This is a genomic window from Rhizobium sp. 'Codium 1', from assembly GCF_020889605.1.
Taxonomy (GTDB): domain Bacteria; phylum Pseudomonadota; class Alphaproteobacteria; order Rhizobiales; family Rhizobiaceae; genus Allorhizobium; species Allorhizobium algae.
Genome location: NZ_JAJGPW010000003.1, coordinates 106321 through 128523, shown reverse-complemented (window position 1 = coordinate 128523; position 22203 = coordinate 106321). Strand labels below are relative to the sequence as shown.

General features: G+C 62.1%; 21 protein-coding genes. 14 read left to right on the top strand and 7 right to left on the bottom strand.

Features of this window, described 5'->3' with window-relative positions; genetic code table 11:
- Positions 1 to 16 precede the first annotated feature (16 nt).
- The 3 genes from LJE98_RS10070 (at position 17) to LJE98_RS10060 (ending at position 2860) form a co-directional block, all read left to right on the top strand.
- A complete protein-coding gene (locus LJE98_RS10070; protein ID WP_229575087.1) occupies positions 17 to 895 on the top strand; it encodes a F0F1 ATP synthase subunit gamma in 879 nt (292 codons plus the stop codon).
- Positions 896 to 919: 24 nt separating this feature from the next.
- On the top strand, positions 920 to 2383 hold the full coding sequence (atpD, locus tag LJE98_RS10065) for a F0F1 ATP synthase subunit beta (protein WP_229575086.1): 1464 nt from the start codon (positions 920 to 922) through the stop codon (positions 2381 to 2383).
- A gap of 69 nt (positions 2384 to 2452) precedes the next feature.
- Positions 2453 to 2860 carry a F0F1 ATP synthase subunit epsilon gene (locus LJE98_RS10060; protein ID WP_229575085.1) on the top strand — a complete coding sequence of 136 codons (408 nt, stop codon included), beginning with the start codon at positions 2453 to 2455 and terminating at the stop codon, positions 2858 to 2860.
- A 66-nt stretch (positions 2861 to 2926) separates the two neighbouring features.
- Here LJE98_RS10060 and LJE98_RS10055 read toward each other — a convergent pair whose 3' ends face one another.
- The 4 genes from LJE98_RS10055 to LJE98_RS10040 all read right to left on the bottom strand — a co-directional run bounded on the left by LJE98_RS10055 (position 2927) and on the right by LJE98_RS10040 (position 8253).
- Positions 2927 to 4546 carry a GMC family oxidoreductase gene (locus LJE98_RS10055; protein WP_229575084.1) on the bottom strand — a complete coding sequence of 540 codons (1620 nt, stop codon included), beginning with the start codon at positions 4544 to 4546 and terminating at the stop codon, positions 2927 to 2929.
- 9 nt (positions 4547 to 4555) lie between these two features.
- Positions 4556 to 5773 carry a mandelate racemase/muconate lactonizing enzyme family protein gene (locus tag LJE98_RS10050; RefSeq protein ID WP_229575083.1) on the bottom strand — a complete coding sequence of 406 codons (1218 nt, stop codon included), beginning with the start codon at positions 5771 to 5773 and terminating at the stop codon, positions 4556 to 4558.
- A 26-nt stretch (positions 5774 to 5799) separates the two neighbouring features.
- The gene (locus LJE98_RS10045) at positions 5800 to 7224 is read right to left on the bottom strand and encodes an aldehyde dehydrogenase family protein (protein WP_229575082.1); all 1425 of its coding nucleotides are present in this window, start codon (positions 7222 to 7224) and stop codon (positions 5800 to 5802) included.
- 102 nt (positions 7225 to 7326) lie between these two features.
- Positions 7327 to 8253: a LysR substrate-binding domain-containing protein gene (locus tag LJE98_RS10040; RefSeq protein ID WP_229575081.1), complete on the bottom strand. Its 927-nt coding sequence runs from the start codon at positions 8251 to 8253 to the stop codon at positions 7327 to 7329.
- Between the two features lie 168 nt (positions 8254 to 8421).
- Between LJE98_RS10040 and LJE98_RS10035 the strand changes: the two genes are divergently transcribed.
- From LJE98_RS10035 to LJE98_RS09990, 10 genes are all read left to right on the top strand, one after another.
- Entirely contained in the window at positions 8422 to 9354 is a 933-nt protein-coding gene (locus LJE98_RS10035; RefSeq protein WP_229575080.1) for an L-lactate dehydrogenase, read from the top strand.
- An 88-nt stretch (positions 9355 to 9442) separates the two neighbouring features.
- Complete coding sequence (locus LJE98_RS10030; protein WP_229575079.1) at positions 9443 to 9805, top strand: ArsR/SmtB family transcription factor; 363 nt, start codon at positions 9443 to 9445, stop codon at positions 9803 to 9805.
- A 33-nt stretch (positions 9806 to 9838) separates the two neighbouring features.
- Entirely contained in the window at positions 9839 to 10774 is a 936-nt protein-coding gene (locus tag LJE98_RS10025) for a LysR family transcriptional regulator (protein ID WP_229575078.1), read from the top strand.
- 138 nt (positions 10775 to 10912) lie between these two features.
- Positions 10913 to 11392, top strand: coding sequence for a formate dehydrogenase subunit gamma (locus tag LJE98_RS10020; RefSeq protein WP_229575077.1), 480 nt, complete (start codon positions 10913 to 10915; stop codon positions 11390 to 11392).
- On the top strand, positions 11389 to 12945 hold the full coding sequence (locus LJE98_RS10015) for a formate dehydrogenase beta subunit (protein WP_229575076.1): 1557 nt from the start codon (positions 11389 to 11391) through the stop codon (positions 12943 to 12945). Before LJE98_RS10020 ends, LJE98_RS10015 begins: the two co-directional genes overlap by 4 nt.
- Positions 12942 to 13157, top strand: coding sequence for a DUF4287 domain-containing protein (locus tag LJE98_RS10010; RefSeq protein WP_229575075.1), 216 nt, complete (start codon positions 12942 to 12944; stop codon positions 13155 to 13157). Before LJE98_RS10015 ends, LJE98_RS10010 begins: the two co-directional genes overlap by 4 nt.
- A 63-nt stretch (positions 13158 to 13220) precedes the next feature.
- Positions 13221 to 16103 (top strand): formate dehydrogenase subunit alpha, encoded by a 2883-nt coding sequence (gene fdhF, locus LJE98_RS10005; protein WP_229575074.1) that lies wholly within the window; start codon positions 13221 to 13223, stop codon positions 16101 to 16103.
- Positions 16100 to 16930 (top strand): formate dehydrogenase accessory sulfurtransferase FdhD, encoded by an 831-nt coding sequence (gene fdhD, locus LJE98_RS10000; RefSeq protein WP_229575073.1) that lies wholly within the window; start codon positions 16100 to 16102, stop codon positions 16928 to 16930. Before fdhF ends, fdhD begins: the two co-directional genes overlap by 4 nt.
- A complete protein-coding gene (locus LJE98_RS09995; RefSeq protein ID WP_229575072.1) occupies positions 16923 to 17267 on the top strand; it encodes a formate dehydrogenase subunit delta in 345 nt (114 codons plus the stop codon). The genes fdhD and LJE98_RS09995 overlap by 8 nt, the downstream gene beginning before the upstream one ends.
- 59 nt (positions 17268 to 17326) lie before the next feature.
- Positions 17327 to 18979 (top strand): OFA family MFS transporter, encoded by a 1653-nt coding sequence (locus LJE98_RS09990; RefSeq protein WP_229575071.1) that lies wholly within the window; start codon positions 17327 to 17329, stop codon positions 18977 to 18979.
- Positions 18980 to 19048: 69 nt separating this feature from the next.
- Here the strand turns inward: LJE98_RS09990 and LJE98_RS09985 are convergent, their stop codons facing one another.
- The 3 genes from LJE98_RS09985 to rocF all read right to left on the bottom strand — a co-directional run bounded on the left by LJE98_RS09985 (position 19049) and on the right by rocF (position 21635).
- On the bottom strand, positions 19049 to 19894 hold the full coding sequence (locus LJE98_RS09985) for an asparaginase domain-containing protein (protein ID WP_229575070.1): 846 nt from the start codon (positions 19892 to 19894) through the stop codon (positions 19049 to 19051).
- Between the two features lie 122 nt (positions 19895 to 20016).
- Positions 20017 to 20493 (bottom strand): chemotaxis protein CheW, encoded by a 477-nt coding sequence (locus LJE98_RS09980; protein ID WP_006724495.1) that lies wholly within the window; start codon positions 20491 to 20493, stop codon positions 20017 to 20019.
- A 206-nt stretch (positions 20494 to 20699) separates the two neighbouring features.
- On the bottom strand, positions 20700 to 21635 hold the full coding sequence (rocF, locus tag LJE98_RS09975) for an arginase (protein ID WP_229575069.1): 936 nt from the start codon (positions 21633 to 21635) through the stop codon (positions 20700 to 20702).
- A 124-nt stretch (positions 21636 to 21759) separates the two neighbouring features.
- Between rocF and LJE98_RS09970 the strand changes: the two genes are divergently transcribed.
- The gene (locus LJE98_RS09970; RefSeq protein ID WP_229575068.1) at positions 21760 to 22185 is read left to right on the top strand and encodes an Lrp/AsnC family transcriptional regulator; all 426 of its coding nucleotides are present in this window, start codon (positions 21760 to 21762) and stop codon (positions 22183 to 22185) included.
- The last annotated feature ends 18 nt before the right edge of the window (positions 22186 to 22203 follow it).

Sequence of the window (22203 nt, the reverse complement as noted above, 5' to 3'; positions counted from 1 at the left end):
CAAGGACGGATAACGGATGCCTTCACTTAAGGATCTGAAAAACCGGATCGCCTCCGTCAAGGCGACGCAGAAGATCACCAAGGCGATGAAGATGGTCGCCGCGGCGAAATTGCGTCGCGCTCAGGAAGCGGCCGAGGCTGCCCGCCCGTACTCGCAGCGCATGGGCGCCGTTCTGGCCAATATTGCGCAGGCAGTGGGTACGGACGACAGCGCGCCGCGTCTGATGACGGGCAACGGCAAGGACGACGTGCATCTGCTCGTCGTCTGCACCGCTGAACGTGGTCTCTGCGGCGGCTTCAACTCGTCGATCGCACGTTTTGCTCGTGACCACGCCCGCAAGCTGCTGGCCCAGGGCAAGACGGTCAAGTTCTTCTGCGTCGGCAAGAAGGGCTACGACAGCCTGCGTCGCGAATTCGCCGACATGATCGTCGAACGCGTGGACCTGCGCGAAGTGAAGCGTGTCGGCTTTACCGATGCGGATGCCATTGGCCGCAAGGTCATCGGCATGTTCGAGCGTGGTGAATTCGACGTCTGCACGCTGTTCTATTCCGAGTTCAAGTCGGTGATCAGCCAGATCCCGACCGCCCAGCAGATCATCCCGGCCGCTCCGGCCGAGGCTCCTGCCCAGGGCGGCGCGGCTGCTCTCTACGAATACGAACCGGATGCTGCGGGGATCCTCGAGGATCTCATTCCGCGCAACATCTCGGTTCAGATTTTCCGGGCCCTGCTCGAAAATGTCGCGGGTGAAATGGGCGCCAAGATGAGCGCCATGGACAATGCGACACGCAATGCCGGTGAGATGATCAACAAGCTGACGCTTTCGTACAACCGCCAGCGTCAGGCGCAGATCACCAAGGAACTCATTGAAATCATTTCGGGCGCGGAAGCGCTCTGAGGTTAAGGAAAGAGGGTAAGATACATGGCTAAGGCAGCTACCCCCAAGTCTAAGGCGGTGAAGTCCGCAGCCGGTGCTCTCGGCAAGGTCACGCAGGTCATCGGCGCCGTCGTCGACGTCGCGTTCGAAGGCGAACTGCCCGCGATCCTGAACGCGCTGGAAACCGACAACGGCGGCAACCGCCTCGTTCTCGAAGTGGCGCAGCACCTCGGCGAAAACCAGGTCCGCACGATCGCCATGGACTCGACCGAAGGTCTCGTTCGCGGTCAGCCGGTCACCGACACGGGTGCTCCGATCTCGGTTCCGGTTGGTCCGGAAACGCTCGGCCGCATCATGAACGTCATCGGCGAGCCGGTCGACGAAGCTGGTCCGCTGGTCACCGAAGGCCGTCGCGCAATCCACCAGGAAGCCCCGGCTTACGTCGAGCAGTCGACCGAAGCCCAGATCCTGGTCACCGGCATCAAGGTTGTCGACCTTCTGGCTCCCTATGCCAAGGGCGGTAAGATCGGCCTGTTCGGCGGCGCTGGCGTTGGCAAGACCGTTCTGATCATGGAACTGATCAACAACGTTGCGAAGGCTCACGGCGGTTACTCCGTGTTCGCAGGCGTTGGCGAGCGTACCCGCGAAGGCAACGACCTCTATCACGAAATGATCGAATCGGGCGTCAACAAGCACGGCGGTGGCGAAGGCTCCAAGGCCGCTCTCGTTTACGGCCAGATGAACGAACCGCCGGGCGCCCGCGCCCGCGTCGCTCTGACCGGTCTGACGATCGCTGAAGACTTCCGCGACAAGGGACAGGACGTTCTGTTCTTCGTCGACAACATCTTCCGCTTCACCCAGGCAGGTTCGGAAGTGTCGGCTCTGCTCGGTCGTATCCCGTCGGCCGTTGGTTACCAGCCGACGCTCGCCACCGACATGGGTCAGATGCAGGAACGCATCACCACCACGACCAAGGGCTCGATTACCTCGGTTCAGGCCATCTACGTTCCCGCCGACGACTTGACCGACCCGGCTCCGGCCACCTCGTTCGCCCACTTGGACGCAACGACCGTTCTGTCGCGCTCGATTGCTGAAAAGGGTATATACCCGGCCGTTGACCCGCTCGACTCGACGTCGCGCATGCTGGACCCGATGGTTGTCGGCGAAGAGCATTACGAAGTTGCCCGTAAGGTCCAGACGACGCTTCAGCGCTACAAGTCGCTGCAGGACATCATCGCCATCCTCGGGATGGACGAACTGTCCGAAGAAGACAAGGTGACGGTTGCCCGCGCCCGCAAGATCGAGCGCTTCCTGTCGCAGCCGTTCTTCGTCGCCGAAATCTTCACCGGTTCGCCGGGCAAGCTGGTTGCGCTCGAAGACACGATCAAGGGCTTCAAGGGCCTGGTCAACGGCGAGTACGACCACCTGCCGGAAGCTGCCTTCTACATGGTCGGCTCGATGGACGAAGCCATCGAAAAGGCCAAGCGCCTGGCTGCCGAAGCTGCCTAAGCAAACGGAATGCCGGCACGCGGGATGACCCGCGTGCCGCTCCATCCTTCATCAGAGAAGTGAACGACCATGGCCGACAATTTCAACTTTGAACTCGTTTCGCCCGAGCGCCTTCTGCTCTCCGAACAGGTAAGCGAAGTCGTCATTCCGGCAACGGAAGGCGAAATGACCGTCATGGCCAATCATGCGCCGACGATGACTACGATCAAGCCGGGCGTGGTGACTGTGAAGCTCGCCTCCGGTCAGGTGTCGAAGTATGTGGTTTTCGGTGGTTTCGCCGACATTCTGCCGACTGGCTGCACGCTGCTGGCTGAATCTGCCGTTTCGCTCGCCGACATATCGCCGGATACGCTGACGAAGCGCATCGACGAGGCCCGCAAGGAACTGGAAGGCGTCGAGCATCACGAACACCGCACCAAGCTCGAGCAGTATCTCGCCGAGCTGACCAACCTGAACGGTGTTCTCGTCGCCGCCTGATGGGCGGGTCACGACGGGCAAGTCTTGAAGCCGGGCTTTTCAGTCCGGCTTTTTTTGTGGCTTCTGTCAGGCGGATTGTGCGTCTTCCAGGATCATCGCCGCACCCTTTTCAGCGACCATCATCGTCGGGGCGTTGATGTTGCCAGCGGTGATGTTCGGAAAGATCGAGGCATCGACGATGCGCAGGCCCGGCACGCCGTGAACCCTGAGGCGGGCATCGACCACGGTCTCGCGCGGATCGCTGCCCATCGCGCAGGTGCCGCAGAGATGATAGATCGAGCCGCTGTTCAGGCGGAAATAGTCCAGGAGCTTTGCGTCGGTGTCGGCCGCGCTGGACGGCGAAACCTCCTCCGCCACCCAAGCTTCAAGGGCATTCGTGTCGGCGATCCGGCGCATCAGCCTGCTGCCTTGCAGAACCTCCTCCACATCGCGATCGGTCGACAGGTAGTTCGGCCGGATCAGCGGAGCGTCAGCTGCGTCAGGTGAAGCGATCGTGATCGTGCCCTTGCTGGTCGGGCGGCAGGCGTTGAACGCGATGAGGAAGCCTGGATAGGGTTCCGGGGTCAGCCCCGCACCCGGATTGTCCGGGATACGATAGGATAAGGGGTTGAAATAGACCTGTATGTTCGGCCTCACCTCCTCAGGCGCCCCCCGGAAGAACCCGCCGGCCTGGTTGACGCTCATCGCAAATGGGCCACGGCGCCGCAGAAGCCATGTCAGGCCGAAGCGCGCCTGACCGATCAGGCTTGCAAAGTCGCCATTCAGCGTCGGCAGTTTCGACCGATAATAGAAGCTGGCGCAGAGATGGTCCTGCAGGTTCCTGCCAACGGCCGGTAGCTGTTTGCGGGTCTCGATGCCTTGGGCGAAAAGGGTGGATCCGTCGCCGAGGCCTGAAAGCTGCATCAGCTTCGGCGTATCAACTGCACCGGCGGCCAGGATGACTTCGCGACGGGCTGTGAAGCTGCGCAAGCGCCCATGCTGCATTACCTCGATGCCGGATACCCGTCCATCTGCTTCAATGATCATACGGCGCGCATGGGCGCCACGCTCGATGGAGAGGTTCTGTCGCTTGAGCGCGGGGCGCAGATACTCCGCGCTGGAATGCGAGCGCTGGCCGCGACGGGTATTGACGTCGTAGACGCCGGCCCCCTCGAGCGTCGCGCCGTTGAAGTCCTCGTTGAGCGGAAGACCAAGTTCGTCGCAGGCGGTGAGGAAGGCATCGCTGACTGGATGGGTCGCGCCGCGCATCGGGGTCACATGGATCGGCCCCTTGTCGCCGTGCCAGGGGCTCTCGCCCCGGGCGTGGGTTTCCAGCTTGCGGAAATAGGGGAGCACGTCATCGAAACCCCAACCGGGATTGCCGGCGGCCCGCCAGTTGTCGAAATCCTCGGCCGCACCCCGCACGAAGACCATGGCGTTGATCGAGCCGGAACCACCCTGCACCTTGCCGCGCGGGGCGTAAATCCGCCGCCCGCCCAGTGCCGGATCCGGCTCCATCCGGTACATCCAGTTGACCTTGGGATTGTAGTAGCTCTTGGCGTAGCCGACCGGGATCTTGAACCAGAAGGACTTGTCCTCGCCGCCGGCCTCGATCAGCAACACGGAATGGCGACCGCTGTCACTCAGCCGACTTGCCACGATGCAGCCCGCAGAGCCCGCACCGACCACGATGAAATCGAAGATCATGGCTGTTCCTCAGCCCCTGGCCGGCGCGAAGGCTTTCACATCCATAGGCTCGGCGGTCATCTGCAGGTGCAGCCTGTCGCCGGTGTAGGGTGTGTGCCGCGCAATGACCTCGTGGTTCAGCTCGATGCCCAGCCCCGGCTCGCGCGAGGGGATGAGATAGCCGTCGTCGAAGTCGAGCTTCACCTTCAGCACCTCGGCATGGAAGCCGCCGAAATCCATGATCGCCTCGTGGATGAGGAAATTCGGGCAGGTTGCCGCGAGCTGGATCGACGCTGCTGCCCCGACCGGACCGTTATAAAGATGCGGTGCGATCTGCGCAAAAAAGGACTCGGCCATCCCGGCGATCTTCTTCGCCTCCAGCAAGCCGCCGACGCGAGCGACATTCATCTGCAGGATGGAGGCAGAGCCAAGCTGCAATATTCTCTGGAATTCGTATTTCGTGGTCAGGCGTTCGCCCGTCGAAACCGGGATCGAGGTCGCGCGGGCGACTTCCGCCATCGCCGCTTCCTGGCCTGGCGGCACAGGTTCCTCGAACCACAGCGGGTCGTACTTCTCCAGCCGCTTGGCCAGCCGGATTGCCGAGGAGGGCACCATTTGCCCATGCGTGCCGAAGAGAAGATCGGCGCGGTTGCCGATTGCATCACGGATCTTTTGGCAGAACTCCTCGCAGCGATCCATGACGGGCAGCGACAGTTGGTGACCGGAATAATTGGTATAGGGGCCGGCCGGATCGAACTTCAGCGCGGTGAAGCCGGCATCGACCATGCGGATCGCCTCTTCGGCGGCGAGATCCGGGTCGTTGTAATCATATTCGCCCGCTGCATTCTTCGGATAGAGATAGGTGTAGGCGCGCAGCTTCTCGAAGACGGGCCCGCCGAGTAGATCCGCGACCGGTCGCCCCGCCGCCTTGCCGATGATGTCCCAGCAGGCGATTTCGAGGCCGGAGATGATGCCGACCATGGTCGGATCCGGCCGCTGGGTGAAACCGCTCGAATAGGCCGCGCGCCAGAATCGCTCGATCTGGTGGGGGTCGTGGCCCTCCAGATAGCGGGTGAAGACGTCTTCGACCAGGACGGCGATGCCGGACGGGTGGAAAGCGGTCGAGTAGATTTCGCCAACACCCTTGATGCCACAGGCCGTCTCCAGCTCCACGAAGATCCAGTACATGCCGCCGATATGTGGCGCGGGCGTTGCGACGACGTGTGTCTTGAGTGATGCGATCTTCATGGATGCCCCCTGGTAACGCGTAATGATCAATGCTTGAGGATGACGAGGCGGGTCTGGGTGAATTCCAGCATGCCATGCTTGCCGTCATCGCCGCCAAGGCCGGAGCGCTTCCAGCCGGCGTGATAGCCCTGGTAGGGCTCGGCCGGGAAGCGGTTGATGTAGAGTTCACCCGCCTCGATCTCGTTCGCGGCCTTCATCACTTTGCGGTAGTTTTCCGTGAAGACGACGGAGGCGAGGCCGAACTGGTGGTCGCTTGCCATGGCCAGTGCGTCGTCGAAATCGGTATAGGGAATGACGCCAAGCACCGGGCCGAAGACCTCTTCCTGGATGATCTCCATGTCCTGGCGGCAAGCCGAAAGCAGTGTCGGCGGATAAAAATAGCCCTCGTCAGGCGGCAGGAAGCCACCGGTCTCGATGACGGCGCCATCGGCCTTGGCCCGCTCCACCATGTGGTGGATCCTCAATCGTGCGGCTGCATTGGCGAGTGGCCCCATGCGGGTCGGATCTTCGGCGCGGTCGCCATAGTGGCGGCTTTCGAAGGCGTCTTTCAGCTTGGCAAGCAGCGTGCCATGCACGGAGGCATGCACGTAGAGACGTTCGACGGAGGTGCAGACCTGACCGCAATGGGCCGACTTCGCTGCCAGCACGCTCCTGGTCACCACGTCGAGATCGGCATCGGGCTCGACGATCACGGGTGTCTTGCCGCCGAGTTCCAGCGAGGGCTTGGCGATGTTTGCCTTGCAGTATTCGAGTACGACCTGGCCAGCTGCGACGCTGCCGGTCAGTGTGATCATGCCGACGCTACGGCGCGTGCACATGACCTGTGCCACCTCATGGCTCATTGTCATGATGCTGACGAGACCGGCCGGAAGGTCCGCTTCACGGATCGCCTCGGCAAATGCGAAGGCCGAGGTCGGCGTGTTGTTGCTCGGGCGCACGACCACGGCGTTGCCGGTGATCAGCGCCGGCGCAATCTTGCGGACCAGCGTGTAGATCGGGAAGTTGAAGGGGATCAGGCAGGCAACGACGCCGATCGGCGCACGCTTCAGCATCAGCGTTTCGTCCGGGGTGTCGCTCTCGATCACCTCGCCTTCGACGCGGCGCGCCCATTCCGCGTGGTAGCGCATCAGCTCGATGCCGTATCCGGTTTCCGCCACGGCATCCTCGAGGCTCTTGCCGGATTCCAGCACCAGCGCCGCGCCGATCTTCTGCTGGTGGCGCTCGACGGCATCGGCAAGCCTGCGGAGCGCATCGCCCCGTTCGATCGCGGGCAGGCGGCCCCAGGCCTTCTGCGCCTCTGCAGCAGCAGTCACTGCCTCCACGACATCGGCTTCCGTCGCCGAGGTCACCGATGCGAAGGCGCGACCATTGGCGGGGTTCTTGACCTCGATCGTCTGTCGAGCTCCGGCCTCGCGGAAGGTTCCGGCGATGAAGTTCTGGAAGGTGGACATGGCAGGCGCTCCGGCAACGGTCATTCTGTGCCAAGTAGGAAGCCGCTACTCCTGCTTCGCAAGCGACTTATTGTCGGGTTGAGTATTCCAAAAAGGAATGTTTCAAGCGCTCGCCTGCTTGAGTGCCGGGACAGAACCTGCACCGATTTCCTGTTGCAGCCAGTGTTTGAGCGCCTCGACATGCGGCGACAGTGCCCGGTCGGTTCGTGTCACGAGCCAGTAGGATTCGTGGCCCTCGACCTCGACATCCAGCACCTGCGCAAGCGCGCCCGTCTGCATCAGCGGGGCGACCATCGAGCGATCCGCCACCGCAACACCGAGCCCGTTGCAGGCCGCTTCGATGACGAGATCGAGCAGGTCGAATTCCAGTCCGCCTTGTGTGTCGGTCTCGGTGAGGCCCGCTGCGTCCAGCCAGCGCTGCCAGGTCAGATAACGCTGGTCGGCAGAAGCCAGCACATGCAGGAAGGTGAAGCGGGAGAGATCGATCTCCTCGCTGTCACGCAGACCTTTGATGAGCGGCGGGGCGCAGATGGCAATGTGGCGTTCGGTAAACAGCCGCTCTGATCGCAGGCTCGGCCATTCTCCGTCGCCAAAGCGGATGGCGCAATCCAGTATGCCGCGCTCCGAGAGATTGTCTTCAAGATCGGTGGTAATGCTGACATCGACGTTGGGCAGGAAGGCGCGGAGACTGGTCAGCCGCGGCATCAGCCATCGCTTGGCAAAGGTGGGGGGCACGTTGATCCGGAGCCTTCGCAGATTGCTCTTCTCGCGAATGTTTCGGACCGTCGCCTCGACCGTGTGGAATGCCTGTTGCAGGGATTCGAGGAGTTCGGCACCAGAAGGGGTCAGCTCCAGGTGATGGTGCCGGCGAATGACCAGCGTCTCGCCCAACTGTTCTTCAAGATTGCGCACCTGACGGCTGACGGCGCTCTGGGTAAGATTCAGCTGCTCGGCCGCACGGGTGAAGCTACGGGTCTGCCCGACCACTTCGAAAACCTTCATGGCGGACAGGGCCGGCAGCCGTCTCATCTTTTCTCAAGCCCTCATTCAGAGTTTCAGATATTAAATCAGAGGCGTTCGGCCTGCGCCATGCGGTTCTCACGCGAATGTGTCAAGTTTTCCGGTATAGCTGGTTGATGTCGCGGGACGGCCGGTGACACACGGGTCAAGTCAGTTGTGCTTCTGGAGGAATTCACCATGAAAATCGGCATCGTTGGTGCAGGAATGGTTGGCAGTTCGGCCGGATATGCGTTGGCGCTGATGGGGCTTGCGAGCGAGATCGTTCTCATCGACCGCGACGAGGCGCTCGCCGTCGCGCAGGCCGAGGATATCGCCCATGCAGTGCCCTTCATGTCGTCGACCATTGTGAATGCCGGACAATACCACGATCTCGCAGGGGCCGGCGTGGTCATCCTCGCGGCTGGCGTCAGCCAGAAGCCCGGTGAGACCCGTCTTGAACTCCTGGAGCGGAATGCGGCCGTGTTCCGGGCCGTCCTCGCGGAGGTGCTGCCGGTCGTGCCGGGTGCAATCCTGTTGATTGCCTCCAATCCCGTCGATGTCATGACCCAGATCACCACCCGCCTGTCCGGCATGGATCCGCGGCGGGTTATCGGTTCTGGCACGATCCTGGACACGGCACGGTTCCGCAGCCTGGTTGGCCGCCATCTCGGCATCTCGCCACAATCCGTGCATGCCTATGTGCTGGGCGAACATGGCGACAGCGAGGTTCTGGCCTGGACGAGCGCACGGGCGGGCTCGGTGCCACTGTCTTCCTTCGCCGCCCAGGTCGGATCGCCACTCACCGCTGAAGTGCGTGCACAGATCGACGACGGCGTGCGCAATGCGGCCTATAGGATCATCAAAGGCAAGGGCTCGACCTATTACGGCATCGGTGCCGGGCTCGCCCGTATCGTCAAGGCGATCGCACGCGACCAGCGGGATGTCCTGTCTGTCTCCATCACGACCTCGGAGGTGGCGGGTGTGCGCGATGTTGCCCTGTCCATCCCCCGTGTAATCGGCGCCGACGGTGTTCTCGCCGACCTGTTTCCGGATCTCGACGACGAGGAGTATTCGGCTTTGAACCGCAGCGCTTCGCTTTTGAAGGAGCGCGCAGACGCCATTCCTTTGTAGGTCGGGCAACCTATATGATAGGAAGGGCTTTACGATATTCACCTTGCCGCCCCGTCGGACACAAGCCACGCGATTGCTGGATATTGCCATGAAGGAAACACCACTGACATCCGAGACCCTTGACGACTTCCTTTCGAAGGCACGCGAGGCAAGCGGATTGTTGAAGGCGCTTTCGCACGAGACGCGTCTCCTGATGCTTTGCATGCTCTGCCAAGGCGAGAAAACCGTCAGCGAGATCGAACAGTTTCTCGGGATCCAGCAAGCCGTCGTCTCCCAGCAGCTGGCGCGCCTGAGAGGCGACCAGGTGGTGCAGACCCGGCGCGAGGGACGCCAGATCTACTACCGCATCGCCGATCCGCAACTCGCCGAACTGATCTCCGTCCTTTACAAGATGTATTGCGGTCCAAAGGCAGCAAAGACGAGCGAAGCAGAGGCCCTTGCCGAAGCCTAGCAGCGCAGTCGTCATCGGAGAGCGGGCGGAGAGATGATCGACAAGCTGGAATATTTCATCGCGCTCGCTCGTCAGCAGCATTTCGGTCGGGCAGCCGACGAGTGCGGCGTGACGCAACCGACCCTGTCGGCCGGTATCCGCCAACTCGAGGAGCAGCTCGGCGTCATGCTCGTGCAGCGCGGTTCGCGTTTCCTGGGCCTCACGCCGGAGGGCCAGCGGGTACTCGAATGGGCGCGGCGGATCGTTGGTGACACGCGCACCATGCGCGAGGAAATGCGCGCTGCGCGCACGGGTCTTGCGGGGCATATCCGGATTGCGGCGATCCCGACAGCCCTTGCCATGGTTCGCAAGCTGACCGAACCCTTTCAGAAGCGTCATCCGGATGTCACTTTCACCGTCCTCTCACGCAATTCACTCCAGGTTCTGAGCATGCTGGAGGACCTGGAGATCGATGCTGGCATAACCTATCTCGACAACGAACCTCTCGGGCGTGTGACGAGTGTGCCGCTCTATTCCGAGCGCTACCACCTGATCAGCGCTTCGGGATCGCCTCTCGCCGATCGCGAAACCGTCACCTGGAAAGAGGTTGCGGAGATCAAGCTGTGTCTGTTGACACCCGACATGCAGAACCGCCGCATCATCAACCTCCACATGTCAGAGGTCGGAGTCACTCCGAAGTTGATGCTGGAGTCGAATTCGATGATCGTGCTCTTTTCCCATATCCGCACCGGTCAATGCGCTTCGATCATGCCGCGTAACGTCGCGGAATCATTCGGTTTTCCGGAAGAGATTCGAATGATTCCGATCACAGAGCCACATGCGGAGCACTCGGTCGGCCTCGTCGCCGCGCATCGTGAACCGCATACTCCTTTGGTATCAGCCCTTCTGCATGAAGCCCGTGCTCGCGCGGCCGCGCGGGACTTTGATAGAAATCTCCTATCGTCCGACGGAAGTTCGATATTGACCTGATTGGTCCATCCCACCCATTCTTGACACTACGCAAATGCAACGGGGCTGCCGGATGCGGTTATGCAGCGCACGGATCCGCTGCAAAGGTTCGTTTGATACGCATGACGACTCGGCTGCGTCGGTTTGGGAGGACTGACAATGGACACACGGGCGACCGTGGATGACGAGGTCACTCGGATATCCGAAATCATTGATCACTGTCGCAGCATGGAAGGACCCATGCTGCCGATCCTGCACAAAGTGCAGGAGGAGTTCGGCTTCATTCCGGAGGCCACCAAGCAGATCATTGCCAATGCCCTGAACCTTTCGCGTGCCGAAGTGCATGGCGTGGTCAGTTTCTATCATGATTTCAGGGCCCGTCCGGCGGGCCGCCATGTCTTGAAGCTCTGTCGCGCCGAAGCGTGCCAGTCCATGGGTGGCGAGCCTCTGGCCGACAGAATCAAGGCGAGGCTCGGCATCGACTGGCACGAGACGACGCCGGACGGAGCCGTGACACTCGAACCCGTCTATTGTCTCGGGCTCTGCGCCCAGGCGCCGGCTGCGATGCTCGACGGCGAGGTTTACGCCCGGCTCGACGATGACTGTCTTCCCGACATGCTGGCGGAGGTGCGCATATGAGCGTGACCGTCTTCGTTCCCCGCGATGCGGCGGCTCTGGCCGTCGGTGCAGACAGGGTGGCTGCGGCCATCGAGCGCGAGGCCGAGGCCCGCGGCTTAGACATCCAGATCGTGCGAAATGGATCGCGCGGCATGCTGTGGCTGGAAGTGCTGGTGGAGGTGCGGACCGACGAGGGGCGTGTCGCCTATGGTCCGGTCAAGCCGTCTGACGTGGCGTCGTTGTTCGATGCCGGCTTCCTCAGGGGCGGCGATCACCCGCTCTGTCATGGTCTCACCCGGGAAATTCCCTTCCTCAAGGGCCAGACACGGCTGACCTTCGCTCGTTGCGGTGTTACCGATCCGCTCTCACTTGACGACTACCGCCACTACCAGGGGCTCAAGGGTCTTGCCAACGCCATCGCCATGGCTCCCAGCGAGATTGTCCAACAGGTGACCGACAGCGGCCTTCGCGGACGCGGCGGTGCCGGCTTTCCGACCGGCATCAAGTGGAAGACGGTTGCGGATGCTGCAGCGGACCAGAAGTACATTGTCTGCAATGCCGACGAAGGCGACAGTGGCACTTTCGCCGACCGCATGATCATGGAAGGCGATCCCTTCGTGCTGATCGAAGGCATGGCGATTGCCGGTATCGCGGTCGGGGCCAGCAAGGGCTATGTCTATACGCGGTCCGAATATCCGCATGCGATTGCCGTGATGGAAGAAGCAATCGCCATCGCACGGCGTGAAGGCATCCTCGGCGCGTCGGTCTTGGGTTCGGCTTACGCCTTCGACATGGAAGTGCGCATGGGCGCCGGCGCCTATGTCTGCGGCGAAGAGACATCGCTGCTGAATTCGCTGGAAGGCAAGCGGGGCATCGTTCGAGCCAAGCCACCTTTGCCGGCCCTGCAAGGCTTGTTCGGCAAGCCGACGGTGGTCAACAACGTCATGTCGCTTGCCTCGATCCCGATCGTCCTGGATCGCGGCGCGCAATTCTACCGCGACTTCGGCGTCGGCCGGTCACATGGCACGATCCCGATCCAGCTCGCCGGCAATCTCAAGCATGGCGGGCTTTATGAAACCGCCTTCGGCTTGCCGCTCGGCCAACTAATCAACGAGATCGGCGGTGGCACGATCTCGGGCCGTCCGGTCAAGGCCGTGCAGGTCGGCGGGCCGCTCGGTGCCTATTTCCCGCCGTCGCTGTTCGACACGATCTTCGACTACGAGGCCTTCACCGCTGCCGGCGGCCTGATCGGCCATGCCGGTGTCGTGGTCTTCGACGACACGGCCGACATGCTGAAGCAGGCGCGTTTCGCCATGGAATTCTGTGCGATCGAGAGTTGCGGCAAGTGCACGCCCTGCCGCATCGGTTCGACGCGAGGCGTCGAGACGGTCGACAAGATCGCTCAGGGCATCGAGCCGGAGAAGAACAAGGTGCTGCTGGAGGATCTCTGCAACACCATGAAGTTCGGCTCGCTCTGTGCGCTGGGCGGCTTCACGCCTTATCCGGTCATGAGCGCCATGACGCATTTTCCCGAGGATTTCGCGCCGGTTCCGATCCAGGAGGCTGCCGAATGAGTGACACACCAAAGGTCAAGGGCCCGGCTTCCTACTTTCCGTCGATCGAGAAGACCTATGGAAAGCCGATCCAGCATTGGCAGGACCTCGTCCGGCAGCAGCAGGGCAAGGCGCACATGCAGATCGTCACCCTGCTGAAGACCGATCACGGTCTCGGTCATGGACATGCCAACGCCATCGTCGCGGCGACACTCGCCGAGACGAAATCCTGACGCAGACACGAACTTGTTCAGCGCGGCCTTGTCCGCAGCGAAAAGACCGACCCGGAGGTTTTGATGCCCCTCGTTCCAGAACTCGACTACGGCACGCCCGCCTCGCGCTCCGACAAGATGGTGACACTCACCATTGACGGCCGCGAAATCACGGTACCAGAGGGCACGTCGATCATGCGCGCCTCGATGGAGGCCGGTATCCAGGTGCCCAAGCTCTGCGCGACCGATATGGTCGATGCCTTCGGCTCCTGCCGTCTCTGTCTGATCGAGGTTGAGGGCCGCAATGGCACCCCGGCCTCCTGCACCACGCCGGTTGCAGCCGGCCTCGTCGTCCATACTCAGACCGAGCGGCTCAAGGCGATCCGCAAGGGTGTGATGGAGCTCTATATCTCCGACCATCCGCTCGATTGTCTTACCTGTGCTGCGAACGGCGATTGCGAGCTGCAGGACATGGCCGGGGCCGTCGGCCTGCGCGACGTGCGCTATGGCTATGAAGGCGAGAACCACGTCAAGGCACGTTCCGCCGAGGGTGGCATGAACGCCCAGTGGATGCCGAAGGACGAGAGCAATCCCTACTTCACCTATGATCCGTCGAAATGCATCGTCTGTTCGCGCTGTGTGCGGGCCTGCGAAGAGGTGCAGGGTACCTTTGCGCTCACCATCGAAGGTCGTGGTTTCGACAGCCGCGTGTCAGCCGGCGCGCATGAAGCCTTCCTCTCGTCCGAATGCGTCTCCTGCGGCGCCTGCGTGCAGGCCTGCCCGACGGCGACGCTGACGGAGAAGTCTGTCATCGCCATCGGCCAGCCCGAGCATTCGGCCGTCACCACCTGCGCCTATTGCGGCGTCGGCTGCTCGTTCAAGGCCGAGATGCGCGGTGAAGAACTCGTGCGCATGGTGCCCTGGAAGGACGGGCAGGCCAACCGGGGCCATTCCTGCGTCAAGGGACGGTTCGCCTATGGCTATGCAAGCCACAAGGACCGCATCCTCAATCCGATGATCCGCGAGAAGATCTCCGATCCCTGGCGCGAAGTGACCTGGGAAGAGGCCTATGCCCATGTGGCTTCCGAATTCCGCCGGATCCAGTACCAGTATGGCCGCGAAGCGATCGGCGGCATCACCTCGTCGCGCTGCACGAACGAAGAGACCTTCCTCGTCCAGAAACTCATCCGCGCCGGCTTCGGCAACAACAATGTCGACACCTGCGCCCGTGTCTGCCATTCGCCGACCGGTTACGGTCTCGGCCAGGCCTTCGGAACGTCGGCCGGCACGCAGAACTTCGATTCGGTCGAGCATTCGGATGTTGTCGTGGTTATCGGCGCCAACCCGACCGATGGTCACCCGGTCTTCGGTTCTAGACTGAAGAAGCGGCTGCGTCAGGGCGCCAAGCTGATCGTGATCGATCCGCGCCGCATCGACCTTGTGCGCACACCGCATGTCGAAGCCGCCTTCCATCTGCCGTTGAAACCCGGCACCAATGTCGCGGTTCTCACCGCGCTTGCCCATGTCATCGTCACCGAGGGTCTTTTTGCCGAGGCTTTCATTCGTGAGCGCTGCGACTGGTCGGAATTCGAGGACTGGGCGTCCTTCGTCTCCGAGCCTGCCCATTCGCCGGAGGAAACCGAAAAGTTCACCGGCGTTCCGGCTGCCGAACTTCGTGGTGCCGCCCGGCTGTTCGCCACCGGCGGCAATGGTGCCATCTATTATGGCCTCGGCGTTACCGAACACAGCCAGGGCTCGACGACCGTCATGGCGATCGCCAACCTTGCCATGGTCACCGGCAATATCGGCCGGCCGGGCGTGGGCGTGAACCCGCTTCGCGGCCAGAACAATGTCCAGGGATCCTGCGACATGGGATCCTTCCCGCATGAGCTGCCGGGCTATCGCCATGTCTCTGACGATGCGACGCGCGAGACTTTCGAAAAGCTCTGGGGTGTCGAGCTCAGCAACGAGCCGGGGCTTCGCATTCCCAACATGCTCGATGCGGCCGTCGATGGTTCCTTCAAGGGTATCTACATTCAGGGCGAGGACATCCTGCAGTCCGACCCGGATACCAAACATGTCTCGGCCGGTCTTGCCGCGATGGAATGCGTCGTCGTGCACGACCTCTTCCTCAACGAGACGGCGAACTACGCGCATGTCTTCCTGCCGGGCTCGACCTTCCTCGAAAAGGACGGCACTTTCACCAATGCCGAGCGCCGCATCAACCGCGTGCGCAAGGTCATGACGCCGAAGAACGGCTATGCAGACTGGGAAGTCACCCAGAACCTTGCCCAGGCCATGGGGCTTGCCTGGAACTACACGCATCCGTCGCAGATCATGGACGAGATCGCCGCGAGCACGCCGAGCTTCGCCGGCGTCTCCTACGAGTACCTGGAAAAGATGGGCTCGGTGCAGTGGCCGTGCAACGAGAAGTTCCCCGTCGGCTCGCCGATCATGCATGTCGACGGCTTCGTGCGCGGCAAGGGCAAGTTCATCCGCACCGAATATGTTGCGACCGACGAACGCACGGGCCCACGCTTCCCGCTGCTGCTCACCACCGGCCGCATTCTTTCCCAGTACAATGTCGGGGCGCAGACGCGGCGCACCGAGAATGTCGTCTGGCATGAAGAAGACCTGCTGGAGATCCATCCGCATGACGCCGAGCAACGCGGGATCAAGGAAGGCGACTGGATCAAGCTGGCAAGCCGCTCCGGGGATACGACACTCCGGGCGTTGATCACCGATCGCGTAGCGCCGGGTGTGGTCTATACGACCTTCCATCACCCCAATACGCAGGCCAACGTCATCACTACCGATTTCTCCGACTGGGCCACCAATTGCCCGGAATACAAGGTCACCGCCGTTCAGGTCTCGCCGTCGAATGGCCCGACGGAATGGCAGGAGGAATACGAAGAACTGTCGCGGCAATCGCGACGCATCCAGGGCAAGCTCGAGGCGGCGGAATGAACGCCATCATCGGCTCCGCAGCGCGCATGGTCGGCGGTCTCAAGGCGAGCGGTGGGCTCGTTTCGAACAGCAGCCGGATCGTGCCCGAAGAGGTGCCGATCGCCTTCTCCTATGGCGGCTCGACCCATGCCGTGATGATGGCGACACCTGCTGATCTTGAGGATTTCGCCGTCGGCTTCTCGCTCGCCGAGGGTATTATCGAACGTGCCGACGAAGTCGTGGCCATCGAGGCTATAGAGGCCGGCGAGGGAATCGACGTTCAGGTGACGCTCAAGGACATGACGGCGGAAGCGTTGGTTGCCCGGCGCCGGCGCATGGCCGGCCCTGTCGGCTGCGGCCTCTGCGGCATCGAGTCGATCGAGCAGGCCAGCCGGCCGGTGCGTCGGGTCGGCTCGGACCAAGTCCGCCTGACCGCACGCGAGATCGCCGATGCCACGGCGATGCTGGCTGCGGCGCAGGATCTCAATCGCCAGACCCGTGCCGTTCATGCCGCCGGCTTCTACTGCCCCCATGAAGGGCTGGTGGCAATCCGCGAGGATGTCGGCCGTCACAACGCGCTCGACAAGCTGACCGGCGCAGTGCTGCTCGGTGGCTGGACGGCCAGCCTCGGCGCGGTCGTCGTCACGAGCCGGCTGTCCGTCGAGATGGTGCAGAAGACGGCAGCGCTTGGTGCCCCGATCCTGATTGCAATATCTGCCCCAACGGCGCTGGCCATCCGTACCGCGATAGCGGCGGGCATCACCCTGATCGGGATAGCGCGTGACGAGGATTTCGAGATTTTTACCCGGCCGGACCGGGTGGCTGAAGGAGTACCGATGCATGTCTGAGACCAGCACCGACGCCAAAATCGTCCGAATGGCCAACCAGATCGCCACCTTCTTCCTCTCCCAGCCGGAGACCGTCCGCGCGGACGGCGTGGCCACGCATATCAACAAGTTCTGGGAAACCCGGATGCGCCGCCGCTTCTTCGACCTGATCGACGCGCCGGATGCCGGGTTCCTGCCGCTGGTCATCGAGGCGTCGACCCGGATCAAGCGTCCCGGAGAGCCGGATGCCGCAGCTGTGGGCGTCGGCGCCGAGGCTGCCGATGGTGCGCCGGGCGGCAAGGGCGTGGTTGCTGGCGAATCCCTGTCGGAGCCCAGCATCCCCGAGGCCACGACATAATTTCATCTTTTTCGACCGGTCGGCGGTCCAATTGGGTTTTCAAGAGGAGGACGGACTTAATGGCAGTTTCAGATGTTAGCGCTGGCATACCGAGTGATGTCGGCATACTGGACAAAGAAAGAATTATCGCAAAGCCGGGCTTCAACCGCTGGCTGGTTCCCCCGGCAGCGCTTGCGATCCATCTGTGCATAGGCATGGCCTATGGGTTCAGCGTGTTCTGGCTTCCGCTCAGCCGGGCGATCGCCAACCCCGATCCCAGCTGCTCTGAACTCACGCTGATCGGGGCACTCTTCACGACCGCCTGCAACTGGCGGGTCGCGGATCTCGGCTGGATCTACACGCTGTTTTTCGTCTTTCTCGGCTGCTCCGCCGCCATCTGGGGCGGTTGGCTGGAACGGGTCGGTCCCCGCAAGGCTGCTTTCGTTTCGGCATGCTGCTGGTGCGGCGGTATTCTGATCGCGGCTGTCGGTGTGATGACCCATCAGCTCTGGCTGATGTGGCTTGGCGCCGGTGTGATTGGCGGTATCGGTCTCGGTCTCGGTTACATCTCGCCGGTCTCGACGCTCATCAAGTGGTTTCCCGACCGTCGTGGCATGGCGACCGGCATGGCCATCATGGGCTTCGGCGGCGGTGCGATGATCGGCGCGCCTCTGGCCAACCTGCTGATGACCGCGTTCAAGACGGATGTCACAGTCGGCGTCTGGCAGACATTCGTGGTCATGGCTCTAGGCTACTTCGTCTTCATGATGGGTGGTGCCTTCGGTTATCGCATTCCGCCGGCCGGTTGGCGTCCCGAAGGATGGGCGCCGCCTGCATCGAAGAGCACGATGATCACCACACGTCACGTGCATCTGCGGGATGCGCACAAGACACCGCAATTCTGGCTGATCTGGGCGGTTCTCTGCCTTAATGTGTCGGCAGGCATCGGTGTTATCGGTGTCGCATCGCCCATGCTGCAGGAGATCTTTGCCGGATCGCTGATCGGGCTTCCAGACCTCACCTTCTCGCAGCTGGATACTGCCCAGAAGGCACAGATTGCGGCGATCGCTGCCGGCTTCACCGGTCTCCTGTCGCTGTTCAACATCGGCGGACGGTTCTTCTGGGCCTCCATGTCCGACAAGATCGGGCGCAAGAACACCTATTTCTGCTTCTTCGTCCTCGGCATCATTCTCTATGCTGCCGCACCGACGCTCGCAGGTCTCGGCTCCAAGGCCATGTTCGTGCTCGCCTTCGGCATCATCCTGTCGATGTATGGCGGGGGTTTCGCGACGATACCGGCCTATCTCGCCGATATCTTCGGGACGCAGTTCGTCGGCGCAATCCATGGCCGACTGCTGACCGCCTGGGCAACAGCCGGCATTGTTGGCCCTGTGGTGGTCAACTATATCCGCGAGGCGCAGATCACGGCGGGCGTTGCACCGGGGCCGGAACTCTACACCGGCACCATGTATATCCTGGCTGGCATGCTGGCGATCGGTCTGATTGCCAATGCCTTCGTGAAGCCCCTGGCGGACAAGTGGTTCATGTCGGATGAGGAAGTGGCAGCACTCCAGGCCAAGACGGCTGCGGCCAATGCCGGTCCATCGGGCTCCTTCGGAATCGGCAAGGGTGGCCTCGATGGCAGGGCGGCTCTCGCCTGGGCCGTGGTCGGCCTCCCGCTTCTGTGGGGTGTGTGGATCACATTGCGCAATAGCCTGGCGATTTTTGGCTGAGCCGGAGCTGCCAGGAAATCGAAACAAGCGAGAGGCGGCCTTCGGGTCGCCTCTTTGCATGAAGGCTTCTCAGTTCAGCCAGAGGTGAACGAGGGCAGCTTCCGGCGTTTGCATTCCGCCGTTTTCGATGCCCGTGCTCCAGAGCCCGGCACCGGCTGCATAGGCGCCGGGTGACAGGCCACCCGCTTCGCATTGGCTGACGGCGCGCAGGCGTTTGCCGCCTGTCACTGCCGCCGCGAGAACCTGAAGTATTTCCGGATCGTTCATCGCCGTTCCGGCCCCGAAAATCCGCAGCACGGCGCCATCAAGCGTGTCGAGAATGGCCTTCAACGCTTCCGCAGGAATGCCCGGGGAAAGCGTAAGGATCGCAAGTTTGCGGTCCTCGAAGATGGACCGTTTTGGTGGGCTGGGCATGGCCTGCGGCTGGGAGCGAAAGGCATCGGCATCGTGGCTCTGATGCTTGACGAGGCCATTGGCGCTCAGAAGCTTCCCGGCAAAGGCAAGGAAGACGCCAGGCTCCTGGCCTTGAGCGGCAGAGATCGCAAGGTCGAGATTGGCTTCGGCATCGCCTGCGTGACCCAGCGGCAGCATCGAGCCGCAGAGGATGACCCGGCGGTTCTCGCCGGCCAGCGCCTGGCTCAAGGCAGCGCCTGTAAAGGCCATGGTATCGGTGCCGTGGGTGATGATGACCGCTGCGTCCTGATGGTTGCGGACGGTCTCCAGCATCCTGTTCCAATGAATGCGGCCGACATCGGCGCTATCGAGCAAGGGTTCGAAAACGTCGGCGGTCAGAGCCGTACCGGCGGGCAGCCGTACCGCGATGGCTTCTTCCACGAGGCCCTTCAGGGGTGCCAGCCCCTCCGGCGTCTCGGCCATTCCGATCGTTCCACCCGTGTGAATAAGCAGCAGCTTCATCGTATCGCCTCCGAATTTCCGAATCTGGTAGGCCAGTGCGGCACCGGGATCAACCGGGTCGTGGAACGCAAAAGGGCAGCGCCATCAAGCGCTGCCCTTTTGAAACTGTAGTCCTTGCCTGATCAGGCGGCCAGGTCTTCCAGATCGCTGCCCTTGAACATCTTGGCGAGGTTCAGGAAGCAGATCATGCCGTTCTCGTTTGCGATGATGCCTTCCGAGAAGGTCTTGTCGAAGGAGGCCGAGACTTCCGGAACCGGCTGAACCTGGCTCGACGGGATGGTTAGGATGTCCGAGACGCGGTCGACCAGCATGCCGATGACCATGTTGTGGACTTCGGCCACGACAATGGCCGAACGCTCGTTGGCAACCGTGCTTTTCATGCCCAGCTTGTAGGCAAGATCGATGATCGGGATAACCGAGCCGCGCAGGTTCATGACGCCGATGACATCGGCCGGCGCATGCGGGATCGGCGTGGACGGTGCCCAGCCACGGATTTCACGGATGGTTGTCGTCTTGACGCAGAATTCCTGATCATGAAGCCGGAAGGCGATGATCTCGAGGGTCTCACTGCCGAAGCTGGTGGAGCTGATAGTTGCCATTAGAAATCTTCCAACCTTCCTGTCCCTTGGCGGTAGCGGCGCCACCTGCGGCGCGAGCGACACCCGCCATCACTTCGCGTCTGGAAACGGTTGATGACCAATTCGACGCGTTGTCATGACTTTATGCGAAGAGTGTTTCCCAATTCTAAATCACGCGTCGGGTTTCGGCCGGTGTCGATGGCTTTGCTCGGTGAAGGATCCGGGCCTCATCCGCCGCGTGTCGGACGATCGAGAATGCGCCGACCAAAGAGGCTGGCTGCCAGCTCCACCATGACGCGGGCGCTGCGGCCGCGATCGTCCAGGAAGGGGTTAAGCTCGACGAGGTCGAGGGAGGAGACGAGGCCGCTATCATGCAGCAGTTCCATGATGAGATGCGCTTCACGGAAGGTCGCTCCCCCGGGTACCGTTGTGCCGACGCCCGGTGCCACATCAGGATCAAGGAAGTCGACATCGAGGCTCACATGCAAAAGCGCATTGGCTTTGCGGACATCGTTGAGGATGCGCTTGACGATGCTGCCCATGCCTTCTTCATCCACAGCCCGCATGTCGAAGACGTTCACCGCGTTCTCCCGGATCATCCGGCGCTCCTCCTCGTCCACGGAGCGAATGCCGATCTGATAGACGTGTTTCGGATCGACGAAGGGGCGATCGGCTGGCAGAATCGGGGCAAGTTCCGCCTTGCCGCAGAAGAAGGCGACCGGCATGCCGTGGATATTGCCCGAGGGAGAGGTTTCCGGGGCATTGAAGTCCGAATGGGCATCCAGCCACAGGACATAGAGTGGCCGCTTCATGTCGGCCGCAAAGCGGGCCATGCCGGATACGCTGCCCATGGAGAGGCTGTGATCGCCACCGAGCAGAATCGGGACCGTGCCATTGCTGGCGGCCGTATAGGTTGCGGCTTCAATCGCGCGGGTGAAGGCACCCACGATCGGCAGGTGCTTGGCCTCTGCCTTTTCCGGCAGGTCGGCCGCCGGGGCAGGGCGCAGGTCTCCACGGTCCTCCACGGAGTAACCAAGCTCGCTCAGCGCCGAGGCAATGCCCGCGATCCTGTAGGCGGCAGGGCCCATGGCGCAGCCACCCCGCCCGGAGCCTTCCTCCAGCGGAACGCCGATAAGGGTCACGGTTTTTGTCTCGGCCTGCATGGGGTAACCTTTCCTGGATGTTCTGGCGTATCATCGGTCATTGCCTTGTTGGCAAAAAGATGGAACTTCGCCATAAAGCGCGATAGTTTATGCATATCGCAACCACCGTATGACGTTTTGACACATGGATGATCTAGATCGCGAAATCCTCGGTGCCTTGCGCCAGAATGCTCGTCTGCCGGTTGCGTCACTCGCGGCGATGACAGGCGCGTCCCGCGCGACCATCTCGGCGCGGATCGAGAGATTGGTCGCCAACGGTACGATCGCCGCCTTTACCATTCTGACGGGCAGCGAAATCCAGTCGAGCGGCGTTCGGGCGATCGTGATGATCGAGGTCGTTGGCAAGTTTGCGGACCGGGTGGCACATCAGCTGCGCGGAATGCCGCAGGTCAAGGCGCTTCACAGCACCAACGGGCGATGGGACTTCATCGCCGAACTCGAAGCGCGTGACCTTGCAGGTTTCGACGAGGCCCTGCGACGAATCCGTCTGATCGAGGGTATCAACCTGACGGAATCGAGCATTCTGCTGAAGACGAGCAAGATCGGCTGAGAGAGCATTGCGCCGCTG